At 71.0% G+C, this 15285-nt stretch carries 11 protein-coding genes; 5 read left to right on the top strand and 6 right to left on the bottom strand.

Going from position 1 to position 15285, the window contains the following annotated elements:
• Window positions 1–157 precede the first annotated feature (157 nt).
• On the bottom strand, window positions 158–2005 hold the full coding sequence (locus O7617_RS32185) for a glycoside hydrolase family 15 protein (protein ID WP_282260343.1): 1848 nt from the start codon (window positions 2003–2005) through the stop codon (window positions 158–160).
• Window positions 2006–2212: 207 nt separating this feature from the next.
• Between O7617_RS32185 and O7617_RS32180 the strand changes: the two genes are divergently transcribed.
• Entirely contained in the window at window positions 2213–3406 is a 1194-nt protein-coding gene (locus O7617_RS32180) for a low temperature requirement protein A (protein ID WP_282260342.1), read from the top strand.
• A 50-nt stretch (window positions 3407–3456) separates the two neighbouring features.
• Here the strand turns inward: O7617_RS32180 and O7617_RS32175 are convergent, their stop codons facing one another.
• Both O7617_RS32175 and O7617_RS32170 read right to left on the bottom strand, forming a co-directional pair.
• The gene (locus O7617_RS32175) at window positions 3457–4494 is read right to left on the bottom strand and encodes a medium chain dehydrogenase/reductase family protein (RefSeq protein WP_282260340.1); all 1038 of its coding nucleotides are present in this window, start codon (window positions 4492–4494) and stop codon (window positions 3457–3459) included.
• A 100-nt stretch (window positions 4495–4594) separates the two neighbouring features.
• Complete coding sequence (locus O7617_RS32170; RefSeq protein ID WP_282260338.1) at window positions 4595–5029, bottom strand: hypothetical protein; 435 nt, start codon at window positions 5027–5029, stop codon at window positions 4595–4597.
• A 229-nt stretch (window positions 5030–5258) separates the two neighbouring features.
• Between O7617_RS32170 and O7617_RS32165 the strand changes: the two genes are divergently transcribed.
• Both O7617_RS32165 and O7617_RS32160 read left to right on the top strand, forming a co-directional pair.
• Complete coding sequence (locus O7617_RS32165; protein WP_282260337.1) at window positions 5259–7952, top strand: LuxR family transcriptional regulator; 2694 nt, start codon at window positions 5259–5261, stop codon at window positions 7950–7952.
• A gap of 388 nt (window positions 7953–8340) precedes the next feature.
• Window positions 8341–10029, top strand: coding sequence for a cellulose binding domain-containing protein (locus O7617_RS32160; protein WP_282260334.1), 1689 nt, complete (start codon window positions 8341–8343; stop codon window positions 10027–10029).
• A 165-nt stretch (window positions 10030–10194) separates the two neighbouring features.
• Here the strand turns inward: O7617_RS32160 and O7617_RS32155 are convergent, their stop codons facing one another.
• Together O7617_RS32155 and O7617_RS32150 are read right to left on the bottom strand one after the other, a co-directional pair.
• Window positions 10195–10749 carry a hypothetical protein gene (locus O7617_RS32155; RefSeq protein WP_282260331.1) on the bottom strand — a complete coding sequence of 185 codons (555 nt, stop codon included), beginning with the start codon at window positions 10747–10749 and terminating at the stop codon, window positions 10195–10197.
• A 164-nt stretch (window positions 10750–10913) separates the two neighbouring features.
• A complete protein-coding gene (locus tag O7617_RS32150; RefSeq protein ID WP_282260328.1) occupies window positions 10914–11183 on the bottom strand; it encodes a GlsB/YeaQ/YmgE family stress response membrane protein in 270 nt (89 codons plus the stop codon).
• Window positions 11184–11658: 475 nt separating this feature from the next.
• On the opposite strand from O7617_RS32150, the gene O7617_RS32145 reads away from it, so the two are divergent.
• Window positions 11659–12435, top strand: a complete 777-nt coding sequence (locus O7617_RS32145; RefSeq protein ID WP_282260327.1) for a hypothetical protein — start codon at window positions 11659–11661, stop codon at window positions 12433–12435.
• A gap of 215 nt (window positions 12436–12650) precedes the next feature.
• Complete coding sequence (locus O7617_RS32140) at window positions 12651–13526, top strand: endonuclease/exonuclease/phosphatase family protein (protein WP_282260325.1); 876 nt, start codon at window positions 12651–12653, stop codon at window positions 13524–13526.
• 35 nt (window positions 13527–13561) lie between these two features.
• Here O7617_RS32140 and O7617_RS32135 read toward each other — a convergent pair whose 3' ends face one another.
• Window positions 13562–15271 (bottom strand): hypothetical protein, encoded by a 1710-nt coding sequence (locus O7617_RS32135; RefSeq protein WP_282260322.1) that lies wholly within the window; start codon window positions 15269–15271, stop codon window positions 13562–13564.
• Window positions 15272–15285 lie beyond the last annotated feature (14 nt).

Raw genomic sequence — 15285 nt, 5'->3', positions numbered from 1 at the left:
GTCGAAGGCTATCCATGTCTGCGCGGCGGGCGAGACCCGCGAGGACAAGCCGGGCGAATCACCACGAGGCCCCGGCCGCGACCGAGGGCGTGGGCGGGCGGCTCACCCTCCGCCGAGGTCGCGACGCGGCTGGCGTACGCGCTCAGGCGTGCCCGGGCTATCGGCGGCGTCGGGCGTCGGCCTCGGCGTCGAGCAGGTCGTTGAGGGTCAGCGCCGAGTTGATCAGCGACAGGTGGCTGAACGCCTGCGGATAGTTGCCGATCTGTTCACCGGTCGCGGCGATCTCCTCGGCGTACAGACCCAGGTGGTTGCTGAAGGTGAACATCTTCTCGAACGTGAGTCGGGCGTCGTCCAGGCGACCGGAGCGGGCCAGCGCCTCGACGTACCAGAAGGTGCACATGTTGAAGGTGCCCTCGTGGCCGGGGAGGCCGTCGGGGGAGTGGACCGGGTCGTACCGGTGGACCAGGCTGTCGGAGACGAGTTCGCGCTCGATCGCGGCCAACGTCGACTGCCACAGGGGGTCGCTCGGCGTGACGAAACCGACGGCCGGCATGGCCAGCAACGCCGCGTCCAGCACGCTCTCGCCGTACGCCTGCACGAAGGTTCCGCGACCCCGGTCGTACCCGCGTTCCATGACCTGGTTGTAGATGCGGTTGCGTTGCTCGGTCCAACTGGTGACGTCTCCGGGCCGGCCGGTACGGGTGGCCAGGCGGACGGCCCGGTCCAGCGCGACCCACGACATCACCCGGCCGAAGGTGTAGTTGCGCGGGTGGTGGCGACTCTCCCAGATGCCGGCGTCGGCCCGGTCCCAGTGCCGGCAGAGCCAGTCGACGAGCCGCACGGTGCTCTTCCACACCTGGTGGGAGACCCGGATGCCCTGTTCGTCGGCGAGATGCATGGCGTAGAGCGCCTCGCCGTGGATGTCGAGCTGGAGTTGGTCGGCGGCACCGTTGCCGATCCGCACCGGTCGCGAGCCACGGTAGCCCTCCAGGTGGCCGAGGGTCTCCTCGTGCAGGTCGGAGGAGCCGTCCACCCGGTACATGATCTTCAGGGGGTCCTGGAGGTCTCCGGCTTCGCGGATCCGCTCGTCCAGCCAGTCCATGTACCGGCTGACCTCCTCGGTGAAGCCGAGGCCGAGCAGTGCGTGCACCGAGAACGACGTGTCCCGCACCCAGGTGTAGCGGTAGTCCCAGTTACGGGTTCCGCCCACCAGTTCGGGCAGCGCGGCGGTGGGTGCGGCGATCATCGCGCCGGTCGGGGCGTACGTCATGAGTTTCAGCGTGATGGCGGAGCGCTCCACCATCTCCCGCCAACGGCCGGTGTAGCGCGAGCGTTCGAGCCAGCGCCGCCAGTAGTCCCGGGTCCACTCGAACATCCCTTGGACCTCTTCGGGCGAGAAGATCCGCGGGTCGGCGTCTCCCGTCTCCAGGACCACCCCGCCGGTGTCGCCCTGGTTCAGGGTGCCGTACGCGACCAGGTCGCCGTCTTCGAGGCGGACGTCGCCGCGTTCGGCGATCAGGTGCCGGACCGGGTCGACGGGGTTGAACGTCAGGTTCGCCGACCGGCTGCGGAAGACGTAGCCGTGGCGGCGGGTCTCCAACTGGTGCTCTTCGCGGGCGTAGTCGAACCGGGGTCGGCACTCGACCTTGAAACGCATGCTGCCGCGCACCATGGTGACGAGACGGACCAGGCGGTGCGTGTCGGTGGCCCGCTCGCCGGTGACCGGCATGAAGTCCATCACCTCGGCCACGCCGTCCGCGCTGATGAACCGGGTGATCAGGATGGGGGTGCCGGGCAGGTAGAGCTGTTTGGTGACGTACCGGACGTCGCACGGCGCGATCCGGAAGTAGCCGCCCTTGTCCTTGTCGAGCAGCGCCGCGAAGATGCTCGGTGAGTCGAAGCGGGGCGCGCAGAACCAGTCGACCGTTCCGTCACAGGTCACCAGCGCCGCGGTCTGCAGGTCGCCGATGAGCCCGTGATCCTCGATCGCCGGATAGCTGTCCACGTCTCTCCCCGGTTCGGCGGCCTCCTGCGCATCGAACCTAGGGGGAGAATCTTCGGGTCAGGTGAGATTCACGTTCTGCCACCCTGTCGCGTGGTCCGCTGTCCCACCACCTGCGATCACCGTCGTCCCGGTAACGGCCTCGACGGCCTGCCGGGCGTGGTATCAATTCCCGGAGGGGGAACGAAGCGGGCGGAATCGGGCGGCCGGATGTCAACAAGAGCGGCAGCGCTGCTTCGTAAGCCGGGGCAACCGGAGCGGCCGAGCCTGCTGGAGCTGTTCTTCGACCTGGTGTTCGTCTTCGCCCTGAACCGGGTCTCCCACCGGCTGGTGGAGGACCTCACCGAGCGGCGAGCGGTCGTCGTCGAGGCCGGCGAGACACTGCTGTTGCTGCTGGCCTTCCTCATTCTCTGGTTCGTCACGGCGTGGGTGACCGACATCTACGACGCGAAGGCGCCACAGCTTCAGGTGCTGGTCTACGTGGCCATGCTCGGTGCCATGATGATGGCGGTGGCCGTGCCCCGGGCGTTCGGCGACGCCGGCCTGGTGTTCGCCGGCGCGTACATCGCGGTGCACCTCATTCGTGGTCTCGTCATCGTGCCGGCGCTGCACGGTCACGAGGCGCAGCGCCGAGCGGCAGGGGTGCTGCTCTGGTTCTCGTTGTCCGCCGTGCCGTGGATCGCCGGCGCGATCCTGCCGGACCCGGCGCGCGGGCTGCTGTGGGCGCTCGCCGTCGCCATCGACGGCACGGCGCTGCTGCTCTTCTACCCCGCCCCGTGGACCCTCGCCACCCCGCAGCAGTGGCCGGTCTCCGCGGAGTACATCTCCGAGCGTTACCGACAGTTCTTCATCATCGGGCTCGGCGAACTCATCCTGACGACCGGTTCGGCCTACAGCGACACCTCGTTCCGGGGGGCCGGCGCCGTCGCGGCCTTCGCCGTCGCGTTCGCCACCACGGTGCTGCTGTTCCGTGTCTACGTCTACAAGGCGGGCCAACTGTTGCCCGAGGCGCTCGCCGCCGCCCGCGAACCATCCCGCCTCATCCGGGAGGCGTTCATCGCGCACGTCCTCATGATCACGGGCGTCGTCGCGGTCGCCGTCGGCTACGAGATCGTGATCAGGCACCCGTTCGGGCACACCGAGACGGCCTGGACCGTCGCCATCCTCGGCGGTCCGATCCTGTTCCTGTTCGGGCGTGCCCTGGTGGAACACGCGGTGTTCGCCCGGGTCTCCCGTTCCCGGGTGATCGGCGCACTCGTACTCGCCGGGATCGCGCCCACCATGACCTTCGTGCCGCCGCTGACCGTCGCCGTCGCCGCCGTGGTCGTGCTGGCCGGTATCGCCACCGCCGACATGATGCGCGCCAGAGGCAAACCTCCCGAGCGGCCGGCAGTGCCCCGTTGACGCGTCGACCAGTGCGCCGTGACGCGGTGGTATCACCCGTCGAGGTGTGATCAGGGCACCAGGATGACCTTGCCGGCGACGGTGCGGGATTCGGCGAGCGCCAGCGCCGACGCGGCCTCGGCCAGTGGGATCTGAGCGGCGATCTGCGGGTCGAGCACACCGTCGGCGAGCAGTCCGAACACCTGGGTCAGGTCCTCGGCCAGGGTGCGCCGGAAGGTTCCCAGGCGGCGGTGGCCGGCCCAGAAGTTGTAGAAGTAGGCGCTGCGGTGGTTGGGCAGGGTGTGCCAGAGCTTCAACTGCGCGAAGAGCTTCAGCACCGGCAGCCGCGAGTCGCCCTCCTCGTCCTTCGTCGCCGCCGTGCCGTAGGACACCAGCGTGCCGCCCCTGCGCAGCAACTGCCAGGACCGCTCCACGCCGGGGCCGCCGACGTGGTCGAACACCGCGTCCACGCCGTTCGGTGCCAACTCCCTGATCCGGTCGTACATGCCCGGGTCGCGGTAGTCGACGGGGGTGGCGCCCAACTCGCGGACCGCGTCGTGGTGCCGCTGCGACGCCGTGCCGATCACGCTGATCCCGGAGTGCCGGGCCAGTTGGACGAGCGTGGAGCCGACGCCGCCGTTCGCGCCCAGCACGACGATGACGCCCCCGGAACGGACCTTGGCCAGCCGGTGCAGCATCTGCCAGGCGGTGATGCCGTTGACCACCACGGTCTCCGCCGCGGCGGGGGACACCCCGTCCGGCACCGGGACCAGGTCGGCGGCCTCGATCAGCACCCGGGTGGCCCATGCGCCGATCTTCGTCACCGCGGCGAACCGGCGTCCGACCAGGCCGGTGTCCACGCCGGGCCCGACGGCCGTGACGGTGCCGACCAGGTCATATCCGGGTACGAAGGGGAACGGCGGCTGGTCGTAGTACTTGCCCCGGCGCATCTGCTGCTCGGCGAACGACACACCGGTCGCCTCCATCCGCAGGACGACCTGTCCCGCCGCCGGCGCGGGCAGCTCGCGGGTGCGCACCTCCAGCCCGGTCGGCTCGACCACGCCGGGTAGGACTACCTCGGTCGTACTCGTGGTGACGGCGTTGGGCATGACGGCAATCCTCCGGAGGATCTCGGCTACTGGTCGGGTCGTCGCGGGTGTGCGATCGTGTCGGCGTCGGACGGCAGGACCGCCACCACGGCCGGCAGGGTCAGCGGTTGTCGTCGGGGCCCAGCGCCCCGCGACGCCAGGTGTACCAGCCCCGGCACAGCACGTAGCCGGCGATGGTGGTCAGCGAGACGAGCCCGTCGGCGATCAGGGTGAGTGGCGCGTGCGGAACATCGAGGATGAACGCCGCCTGGACGGTGACCGCGATCTTGTGGAGCAGCAGGAGCTCCCACATGCCGCGCTGCTTGCGGGGCGCGACCGCCAGCAGGGCCCACATGCCGGCGAAGACGAGGTAGGCGCAGGTCCGCCAGTATTCGGTCAGGATCTGGTCTTCGGGGAGGTCACCGAGGCGGGTGAGGCCCTCGACGAACGGCACCAGGGTGGCCGCTGCCGTGATCGCCATCAGGATGCGCCCGGTCCGATCCTGCCAGCGGGTCGGTGCCGTGGCGGCGGTGGCGACGTCGGTCTGGGTGATCATGTGCTTTCCCCGTCTGCTGGAGCACGTCGTATTCGTGACGGGTAGACCATCCGTCAGCGGGGCTCGGCGTCGCGTCGGTGGTAATTGCGTAGTCGCCCGTGCGGTCGCTCGGCTCGTCGGGGACGTACATCGGGTCATCTGACAGACCTCGGACGGGCCGTGCCGGGCGCGACGACAGTGCGGTTCCGGGCGTCTCTGCCGGCCCCCGGACACGGGTAGCCTGTCCGGCGTGCGATCCGCCGCTGTTCCCCCGGGCCCACTCGTCGGCAGGGACGTCGAGCGCAAGGTCCTCGACGAACTGATCCAGGGTGCGCGAGCGGGTCGGGGCGGTGCGCTGGTGGTGCGCGGCGAGGCCGGCATCGGCAAGAGCACCCTGCTGGCGTACGCCCGCGACGCGGCGTCCGACGCACGTGTCATCCAGGCGTCCGGCGCGGAGTTCGAGCGGGAGCTGCCCTTCGGCGCGCTGCACCAACTGTGTGTGCCGGTGCTGGATCACCTGGCGGATCTGCCCGTCCGGCACGCCGACGCGCTCCGGGTCGCCTTCGGGCTCACGGCGGGCACGCCCGACCTGTTCCACATCGGCGTGGCGACCCTGAGTCTGCTGACCGTGGCGGCCCGGGCGCATCCCCTGCTGTGCGTTGTCGACGACGCCCACTGGCTGGACACGGCGTCGTCGAAGGCGCTGGCGTTCGTCGGCCGGCGGGTGGCCGCCGAGCCCATCGCCATGCTGTTCGCGCTGCGGATGCCCGCCCCGGACGAACTGCACGCGCTGCCGGGCCTCGACGTCGGTGGGTTGAGCGACGCCGACGCGCGGAGCCTGCTCGCGGCCCGACGGCACCTGCTCCTCGACGAGCAGGTGCTCGGCCGCCTGCTGGCCGAGGCTCGGGGAAACCCGTTGGCGTTGCTCGAACTGCCCACGGCGGGCGGCTTCGGGCCGTCGGGCACCGCGCCGGTGTCGACCCGGATCGAGCGCAGCTTCCAGGCCCGGCTGTCGAATCTGCCGGACGAGGCCCGTCTCCTGCTGACCGTGGCGAGCGCCGATCCGACCGGCGACCCCACCCTGTTGTGGGCGGCCGCGCGACTGTCGGGCGTCGACGTGTCGACCGCCAGCGCCAGCGCTGCCGCGACCGGGCTGGTCGAGTTCGCCATCGGCATCCACTTCTGCCACCCGCTGGCCCGCTCCGCGGTCTATCGGGCCGCATCGGAGCCCGAACGACAGCAGGCGCACCGGGCGCTGGCCGAGGCGACGGACGCCGGCACCGACCCGGACCGGCGGGCGTGGCACCGCGCCCAGGCCAGCGTGGGCCCCGACGACGACGTGGCCGCCGAACTCGTACGATCCGCCACCCGCGCCCAGGCACGCGGTGGCGTGGTGGCCGCGGCGGCATTCCTGGAACGGGCGGCCGAGCTGTCCCGGGATCCCGACCGCCGGATCGAACGAACGCTCGTCGCGGCGGAGGCCACCCTCGTCGCGGGCCGTCCCGAGCGGGCCGCGGCGCTGGTCCGGGCGATCGAGCACACCGCGCTCGACGAGTTCCAGCTCGCGCACGCCGACGTGGTGCGTGGGCGGATCGCCTTCCAGAGCGACCGGGACGTGAGCGGCCCGGAATTCATGATCCGCGCGGGGAGACGGCTGGCCGGGCTGGACCCGGAGCGGGCCCGCAGGTGCTTCGTGGACGCGATCGAGTCGAGCCTCCTCGTCGGTCGGGCGAGCGGCGTGCAGGACCTGGTGCTGGCCGCCGTACGGTCGATACCGGTGACCGTCGCACGTCCGCCGGACGTACTGGATGCGCTGGAAGCGCTCAAGACGGCGGGATACGGCCGCGCGGTCCCGCTGATCCGGCAGGTTCTCGACGCCCCCGACGGTCCGGGGTGGACCGAGCATCCCGCCCTCGCCCTGATGCTCGCGGCGGAGACCTGGGATCCGCACCGGTATTCGGCGATCGTCGAGTGGCTGATGCGGACCGGCCGTGAGTCCGGGTCGCCACTGTTGCTGCGGCTCGGGCTCGCGCAGAACGGCTCGTACGGCGCGCTCACCGCCGACCTCGGCCTGGCGGCGGCGTCGATCGCCGAGGAGGAGGCGATCGCCGACGCGACCGGCGGGTCGCCGATGCTCTACCACCGGATCCACCTGGCGGCCGTGCGTGGTCGCCGCACCGAGGCGCTGGCGCTGTTCGAGAGCGCCCTGGCCGCGGCCACGACCAGCGGCAGCGGTCTCCTCATCGGCAACATCGACTGGGCGTCCGCGGTGCTGTACAACGGTCTCGCCGACTACCCGGCCGCGCTGGCCGCCGCCCGGCGGGCCGTCACGGACGGCGCTCTCTTCCTCGCCAGCTTCTCCCTGCCGGAACTGATCGAGGCGGCGGTCCGCTGCGGTGACCCCGACGCCGCCGCGGTGGCGCTGGAGTCGCTCGTCGACCGCGCCGACGCCAGCGGAACCGAGACCGGCCTGGGCATCGCGGCGTACGCCCGCGGCCTGGTGACCGGCTCGGAGGAGCAGTACCGGGCCGCCGTCGCGCACCTGGAGCGGAGCCCCTTGTCGGCGTACCGGGCCAGGGCCCATCTCGTGTACGGGGAGTGGTTGCGGCGCGAGGGCCGCCGACGGGACTGCCGAGAACACCTGCGCATCGCGCACCGCATGCTGTCGGATGCCGGAATGGGCGCCTTCGCCCGGCGGGCCGCCGTCGAGCTGCGCGCCACCGGGGAGCGGCCACGTCAGCGGTCCCCACACACGTACGACCAGCTGACGATCCAGGAGCTGCACATCGGCCGTCTGGTCGCCTCCGGCGCGACGTCCAACGAGGTGGCCGCCCAGTTGTTCATCAGCCCACGCACCGTGGACACCCACCTGCGCAACATCTTCCGCAAGCTCGGCGTCACCTCGCGACGGCAGCTGAGGGGCCGACCCGATCTCGGGGGGTGACCCGTCGGCGTCGCCGGGCGGCCGTGGCACCACCGCAGCGTCCTGACTTTCGCGAAACATCGTCGGCGCGCCTTGACGGGTCGCTGGGCATCTACGAAAGTCGATGTGGGTTGGCTGGCGCGTCGTCCGGGAGCACGGGCGCCGGCGAGACGCCGATGACGTCGGCGCCGAGGTGCGACGGGCCGCACCTGGGAGCGCTGACGATGACCGACGCGGCTGACCCGATCAGGGCATCGGTTGCCCGCGGTCATCACCATCCACTGCCGGGGCTCCGCCGTGGGCGCGTCCACGACGTTCGGCCGCACCGCCAAGGGCACCCCGGTGACACCGTCCCTCACCTGTCTCCGCCTGTCGACCCGGGCGGCCCCAGCATCTCAGGAGAATGTCGATGAGAAGACCGAGAAAGACCACAACGGCCCTGACGTCGGTGGGGGCCGTCCTGCTGGCGTCGACGGCGGTGGCCACGGCGGTGCCGGCCGGCGCCGCGGCCGCCGGCTGTTCGGTGGATTACGCGGTGTCGTCGCAGTGGCAGGGCGGCTTCGGGGCCAACGTGACCATCACCAACCTCGGCGACGCGATCTCCGGTTGGAGCCTGACCTGGTCCTATAGCGCCGGTCAGACGGTCACGCAGGCGTGGAACGCGACGGTGACCCAGAGCGGTGCGGCGGTGACCGCGAGGAACGTCGGTTACAACGGGGGCATCGCCACCAACGGCACGGCGTCGTTCGGTTTCAACGGCTCGTGGACCGGCAGCAACCCCGCGCCGACCAGCTTCGCGTTGAACGGGGTGGCCTGCACCGGCGACACGACCCCCACCACTCCGCCGCCGACGACCCCGCCGCCGAACGGGCCGGCGGACATCACGGTGAACAGCGCGACCAGATACCAGACCGTCGACGGGTTCGGGGCGGCGCAGTCCATCTGGGGTAGCGCCTGGTCGACGGCCGAGACGCAGACCCTGGTCGGGATGGGCGCCAACCAGTTGGGACTGTCCATCGTGCGGACCGGTCTGTCGCCGGTGTCGAGCGAGTGGGCGACGCATGTGAACTCGTTGAAGACCGCGAAGTCCTCCGGGTCGAACGTGAAGATCCTCGCGTCGCCGTGGACCGCGCCGGCGGCATGGAAGACCAACAACAGCCGGGTCAACGGCGGGAAGCTGCGGACCGACTACTACGACGACTACGCCAACCACCTGAACAGCTACGTGCAGTACATGCGCGGCCAGGGCGTGACGATCGACGTGACCTCGGTGCAGAACGAGCCGGACTGGCACCCGGACTACGACTCGATGGACTGGAGCGGCACCGAGCTGCGCACCTTCGTCCGCGACCAGGGCGCGAAGGTGCAGAACACCAAGCTGATGGTCGCCGAGGCGGTGAACCTGAACTACAACTTCACCGACCCGACCCTGAACGACTCGACCGCCCGCAACAACATCGGCTACATCGGCGGGCACCTGTACGGCACCGAGGACGCCGGCCGGCTACGGCCCTACTCCCTCGCCCAGCAGCACGACAAGCCGGTCTGGATGACCGAGTGGAACCTGCACGCCGCCGACGGCGGGGGCTCCAACATCTGGGGCAACCCCGCCAACACGGCGGTCTGGAACGAGACCCTCGACGACATCATGCGCACCGTGCACAAGTCGATGGAGGCCGACTGGAGCGCCTACATCTGGTGGTACGGCAAGCGCTACTACTCCTTCATCGGCGACGGCGAGTCCGCGTACGGCACCGTCGCGGGAGCGCCGCTCAAGCGGGGGTACGCCTTCTCCCAGTACGCCAAGTACGTACGCCCCGGCTACCAACGCGTCGCCCTGACCAAGAGCTCCAAGGCGTCCCCGCTGGAGGTCACCGCCTACCAGGGCGACGGGAAGATCACCCTGGTCATCCTCAACCGCTCGAACAGCGCGGTCACCAACGCCGTCGTCCAGGCCCCGCAGAACGTCACCCGGGCCGAGCACTACCTCACCTCGCAGAACGCCAACGCGGCCAGCCAACCGACGAGCGTCAACGGAGGGCAGGCCACCATCAACGTGGGCGCTCGCAGCATCTCCACACTCGTGTTCACCCTCTGAGGTGGCCCTAGCGAACGCCTCCTGAAACGGTCGGGCCGGTGTGGTGCGGTCACCCGCACTCCGCCGGCCCGGCCGGACACGTGCCGGCGTGCACCGGACGGCGGCCCCGCCCGAACCGGTGCGGCCCCGGCGCCGGCCACCGCCGTCGCTGCGGCCGCCCGGTGGTCAGCCCAACGCGAAGGTCACGTCGTCCACGTCGAAGGTCGTGACGCCGTTGCCGGCCGTCTCGCTGGCGAGGAAGCTGACCGTCGCGGTGCGCTCGGTGGTCGCCGTGCCGCTCGACATGGTGTATTGCCGCCACTGCGCCCCGCCGTCGAAGGCCAGCGAGAACCGCGTCTTCGGGGGTGTCCCGGTGACGGCCAGTCCGACGTTCAGGTAATCCCCGCGGCTGGTCTCCGTGGTGGTCGTGCGCACCCAGAAGCGGACGGTCAGGTCGCAGTCGGCAGGCACCGTGACGGTGGTGCGCAGCAGGTCGCTGCGCGTCACGTCCAGCCCGGCGAAGGTGGCGTACGCGCGGCCGGTGTGCGCGGGTCGGGTCGTGTCGCCGAACACGACGATCCGGGGGCCGGCGGTCCAGTCGGTGGTGCCGCGCTCGAACCCGGGGTTGGCGTGGATCTGCCCGGCGCAGGGCGCGTCGGCTGCTGGTCGGCCCTGCGACGCGCTGCCCGTGGTCAGGAGTAGCAGGGCCGCAGCCGAGACGGTGGTGATGAAGCCCTTCATCAGTTCCCCCCGTGTCGAGACATCTGAGTTCATCGATGTTTGATTGACGATGCGTGATGGATGTCGGCGCGTCAAGTCCTTCCCGGTTCGCAGGTCACAGGTCGCGGACAGCGCGAAGCGGGCCCGTCCAGGCGGTGTGGACGGGCCCGCGGCGGCGGTGATCGCTAGTGCGTGCGGCGGCCGTAGGTGCGGTCGAGGATCGCGACGCCGGCCACGGCGAAGGCGAGCTGCAGGCCCAGTTCGATCCAGTCGATCCCTGCGGTGTCGTCCACGCCGAGAGCCCCGGCGACCAGCGTGCCGACGATCGCGGCGACAACGCCGACGGCGAGCGTCACCAGGAATGACAGGTTCTGCTTACCCGGCAGGATCAGGCGTCCCAGCACGCCGATGATCAGGCCGATGATGATCGCGCTGAAGAAGCCAGCGATTTCCATTGTCGTTGTCCTCCCACCGAATTCTCGTCGGGCTGATCACTGCCCCGGCCTGGACGCGGGCAAACCCCGCCGGGGTGTCCGTCGGTGCGCCCGAGGCGGACGCCCGCCGGGGCGGGCTCCGGCAGGAATCGTCGAGCAGCGACAAGAGTCGATATTGCCGGGGTGGTTGCCGGTGTGCTGGAATGACCCGGGCCGCAGCACGGGGGCAACCGTGCTGGGCAACGGCCGACACGGGAGCAGAGCGGTGCCGGAAACCCGCCACGTCGGCGGCGTACGCGGCATCGCCGGGCCATCTCCACGAAGACGGGCAGGCGTCCGCCGTACGTGACCCGCCACGACCTCCGTCCCGCCGGAACGTCCGATGCGTCGGGCCGGCGCGTCCACCGGTGACGAGGCGGGCAGCGAGCGCCGTGTTCGGAAGAACGGTTCCCGTTCCTGCCCGCTCGGCAGGGATCCGATCTCACGAAGGATGACCATGCGCCGTTACCTTGCGGTGTTCACCGCCGCCCTGATCCTCGGCACGACCGCCGGCAGTGTCCCGGCGGGCGCGTCGGGTGCCTCCCACCGCTCGTGCGCCACCCGTGGCCTGCTCTTCTGCGAAGACTTCGAGCGGCTCCCTCCGGGCGGTGCCAGCACGTTGGACTGGGGCGTCGACACCCGCAACGGCACGCTCACCGTGGAGCGTGGCCGACGCGGCAACCAGGTGCTGCACATCCACACCGTCGACAACGGGCGCGCGTTCCTGCGCGTCGACGACTTCGCCGCTCCCGGTAACCGCTTCTACGGCCGGATGCGACTGCGTGTCGACGCCTTCCCCACCGCCCCCGACTGGGCGCACTTCACGCTCGTCGAGGCGACCGGCACGGGCAGTTCCGAAGTCGTCCGCCCGATCGGCGGCCAGTACGCGCCCACCGTCCCCGGGATCTTCTGGGGTGTGGGTGCCGACGGCGGCCCGACCGGGGACTGGACCAACTGGCGGGAGTCCGCCCCGGTCACCGAGGACACCTGGCAGTGCTTCGAGTGGAGACTCGACCCGACCGACAACCGCGTCGCGGTGTGGATCGACGGCGTGGCGAACCCGGAACTGACCGCCTCCACCACCGACCACGGAGGCAACGACGTGCCCTTCGTCCTGCCGACGGTCGACACCGTGAAGGTCGGCTGGCAGCTCTACCAGGGCGGGACCACACCCGGCGCGTTCGACCTGTGGATCGACGACATCGCTCTCTCGACCAAACGGCTCGGCTGCTGACGTCGATCGTCACGTTCCACAGCCGGCGACCGCCGGTCACCGCCCCGGGTGTCGACGCCGCCCGGGGCGGCTCGCCATCTCAGGGGACGGGTGACCAGGCCGGTCGGCGCGGTCCCGTCGATCTCCTGTTCCCTGCTGTTCGATGTCGCGTCGATTCGGATCGATAGGGTGCGTCGGGCCGCCATCGACGGCGGTCCGGGTGCGAAGGAGAGTCGATGCGCAAGACGACAGTCTGGTCCGCTCGGGCCCTGGGGGCTCTGACGACTGCGGTGACGCTGGTGGCGGCCCTGCTACCGGCCGCACCGGCGGCCGCGGCGACCGTGGCCTTCAGGGCGGCGACCCTGAACATCTACAACGGTCTGAGCCAGGCGGACTTCGTCCACGACCTGAACCTGATCGCGTCGACGGCGGACGTCGTCGGCCTCAACGAGGTCGGCAACCGCAAGGCTTTCCTGGAGAACTGGGCCGCGACCAACGGCTGGTGGCTGTACGCGCCGGGTGGGACCAACCAGGCCGGTGAGGCGCTGATCGCCAAGAAGAGCATGTTCGACGTACTCGACAAGGGTTCGGTCTTCGTCTGTGACACCAACGGTCCGGGTGAGGTGCCGCCCGCGCGGTACGACAACTGGGTCAGGTACCGGCACAAGGCCAGCGGCCGAGCCGTGACCCACATCAACGCCCACGCCGTGGCGGGCATCGAGGCCGCCGGCCGACCGGAGGACCTGCCGCGCACCAGGTGCGCCGAGGCGCAGTTCCAGAACCTCAGGGACCTGGCGGTCGCCAAGCAGGCCGAGGGTCAGGTCATCGTCAGCGGCGACCTCAACGTGGACTTCAGCGCCGACCGGAGCTACGGGTACGCGAAGTTCCCGTGGAAGGTCTTCGAGGCCAACGAGCTGCCGAACCTGCGCTCCACCTACAACCTCTACGGCGAGAAGGGCACCGGGACGCACGGCAACCGGCACATCGACTACGTCTACTTCTGGAAGCGGCTGCCGGAATACCAGCTCATGTGGATGACCGGATACGACATCGTCGGCGGCACGAAGTCCGACCACAACGGGGTCGTCGCCACCTTCTCCATCCGGAGCTGAACCGCTCGTGGACGGCGACGGATGGGCCGTCGCCGTCACCGCCCTACGCCGCGCGCGGTGTGGAATGGCTGCTCGAGTGCCCGGCGGCAGACGACGAGGCGTTCGGCCAGATCCGGCGAGGCCCGGTGGACGGACGAGAGGTCGCCACGAAGGTCCAGCATCTGGGACCACGCGACGGCGCGCCCCTGTTCGAGCAGTTCGATGCCCACGCTGACGGCGCCGGTGCCGGCGGCGCTGGCAGCGGCGTCACAGGCGAGGCCGGCGGCGTGCGACTCGATCAGGAACTGCTGGTCGTCGGGGTCGATGCCGCGCCAGGCGAGCAACGGCAGCAGCCCCACCGCCGCGCCGTACGCGTCGACGGCGGCGGACGGGCCGTCCCGTTCGGCGACGGCTCGCGCGGCGCGGATGGCCGCTCGGAGCCGCATCGCCGCCGGGGCGGTGACCGAGGCCCGCGCCGCGGACCAGGCGTCCACCGCGTCGCCGACGTCGGCGTCGTCGCCGGACGACTCGTACCGGTCGTGCAGGACGGTGCCGAGCAGAGTCAACCGGTCGGCACGCTCGGGGCTCTCGACGGCTGTCGCCGCGACCGCCTGCCGGGCCAGCGTGACCGCCTCGTCAAGGGTGGCGTCACCGCCCGCCCCGGCGGCATGCAGCCGCAGCGCCCCGGCGAGGTTCATCAGGTACCCGGCGCGGTCGGGAGCATTCGTCGGGCCGGCCGCCAACGCCCGCCGCCCGACGTCGACGGACTCGTCGAGGTCGCCGTCGCTGCGGCGCCGGGCGTACCGCAGCCGTAGCTGCCCGCCCAGGTTGGACAGGTACATCGCCGGGTGGGCGGCCGCCGCGACCGCCCGCCGGCACATCTCGACGGCCTCGTCGAGGTCGGCGGCGTCGCCGTCACGCTGGGCGCGGCGGCACAACGCCCCGCTGAGGAGGTTCCAGAGGGCAGCCGCGTCGGGGTGGCCCTCCGGCTGATGGGCCACCGACCGACGGCTCAGCGTGATGGCCTCGTCGAGATCCGCCCTGACCCCGGCCAGGTCGTACCGGTGCACCAGCGCGCCCGCCAGGTTCGCCAGGTGGATGACGTACGACGAGGGGGACATGCTCGCGGGCAGCCCCATCCGGCCGAAGGCGATGGCGTCGTCAAGGTCTGCGGTCAGGCCCGTCCGCCGGTACCGGACCTGGATGGCGCTCGCCAGCCGGCCGATGACCAAGGACCGGTACGGGTGATCGTGCGCGATGACGCCGATCGTCTCCCTGCCCACCAGGATGGCCTCGTCGAGATCCGCCAGGGGCGCGGCGGCCGGGTCGGAGTCGCGCGCACCCTCGATGACCTGCCTGAGCGCCTCCTCCAACACCACCGGGTCGCCGGTACGCCGTGCCTGCCGGATCAGGTCACGGGTGGTCCTCGCCTTCGGCGCGGAGTCGGCGACGTCGTCGGTGCCCAGCATCCTCCGCAACAGCGGCCCGGGCAGGGCCCGCAGGTCGACGCGGGCGACCTGCAGGAACAGCTCGATCGCCCGGCGGAGGTCCGGCTGCTCGCCGTCCGCCGGCAGGGCGAGGTAGCGGCACCAGTGCAACCAGGCCGCCGCACGGACCACCTCGAACCGGGTCGCCGGGTCGGCATCGCGCAGCAGGCGATCCACCTCGGACAACGCCTCCTCGTCGAGCACCTGAGCAGGGTCACCGAGGTCGAAGGCGTGAACGCGGCTGCGAACCGCCGCCAGGAGTCGCTCGACGTCGGACACTCGCACCCTCCGGT

The sequence above is a fragment of the Micromonospora sp. WMMD1155 genome, from assembly GCF_029581275.1.
Lineage (GTDB): Bacteria > Actinomycetota > Actinomycetes > Mycobacteriales > Micromonosporaceae > Micromonospora.
The sequence above is the reverse complement of the archived record's forward strand: the minus strand, read 5'-3'. Positions and strand labels throughout refer to the sequence as shown.

What these genes read in the sequence shown, in the direction of transcription:
- O7617_RS32180 (WP_282260342.1), top strand. Translation starts at nt 2,213, where the DNA reads ATGTCAACAAGAGCGGCAGCGCTGCTTCGTAAGCCGGGGCAACCGGAG.
- O7617_RS32175 (WP_282260340.1), bottom strand. Translation starts at nt 4,494, where the DNA reads ATGCCCAACGCCGTCACCACGAGTACGACCGAGGTAGTCCTACCCGGC.
- O7617_RS32170 (WP_282260338.1), bottom strand. Translation starts at nt 5,029, where the DNA reads ATGATCACCCAGACCGACGTCGCCACCGCCGCCACGGCACCGACCCGC.
- O7617_RS32160 (WP_282260334.1), top strand. Translation starts at nt 8,341, where the DNA reads ATGAGAAGACCGAGAAAGACCACAACGGCCCTGACGTCGGTGGGGGCC.
- O7617_RS32155 (WP_282260331.1), bottom strand. Translation starts at nt 10,749, where the DNA reads ATGAAGGGCTTCATCACCACCGTCTCGGCTGCGGCCCTGCTACTCCTG.
- O7617_RS32150 (WP_282260328.1), bottom strand. Translation starts at nt 11,183, where the DNA reads ATGGAAATCGCTGGCTTCTTCAGCGCGATCATCATCGGCCTGATCATC.
- O7617_RS32145 (WP_282260327.1), top strand. Translation starts at nt 11,659, where the DNA reads ATGCGCCGTTACCTTGCGGTGTTCACCGCCGCCCTGATCCTCGGCACG.
- O7617_RS32140 (WP_282260325.1), top strand. Translation starts at nt 12,651, where the DNA reads ATGCGCAAGACGACAGTCTGGTCCGCTCGGGCCCTGGGGGCTCTGACG.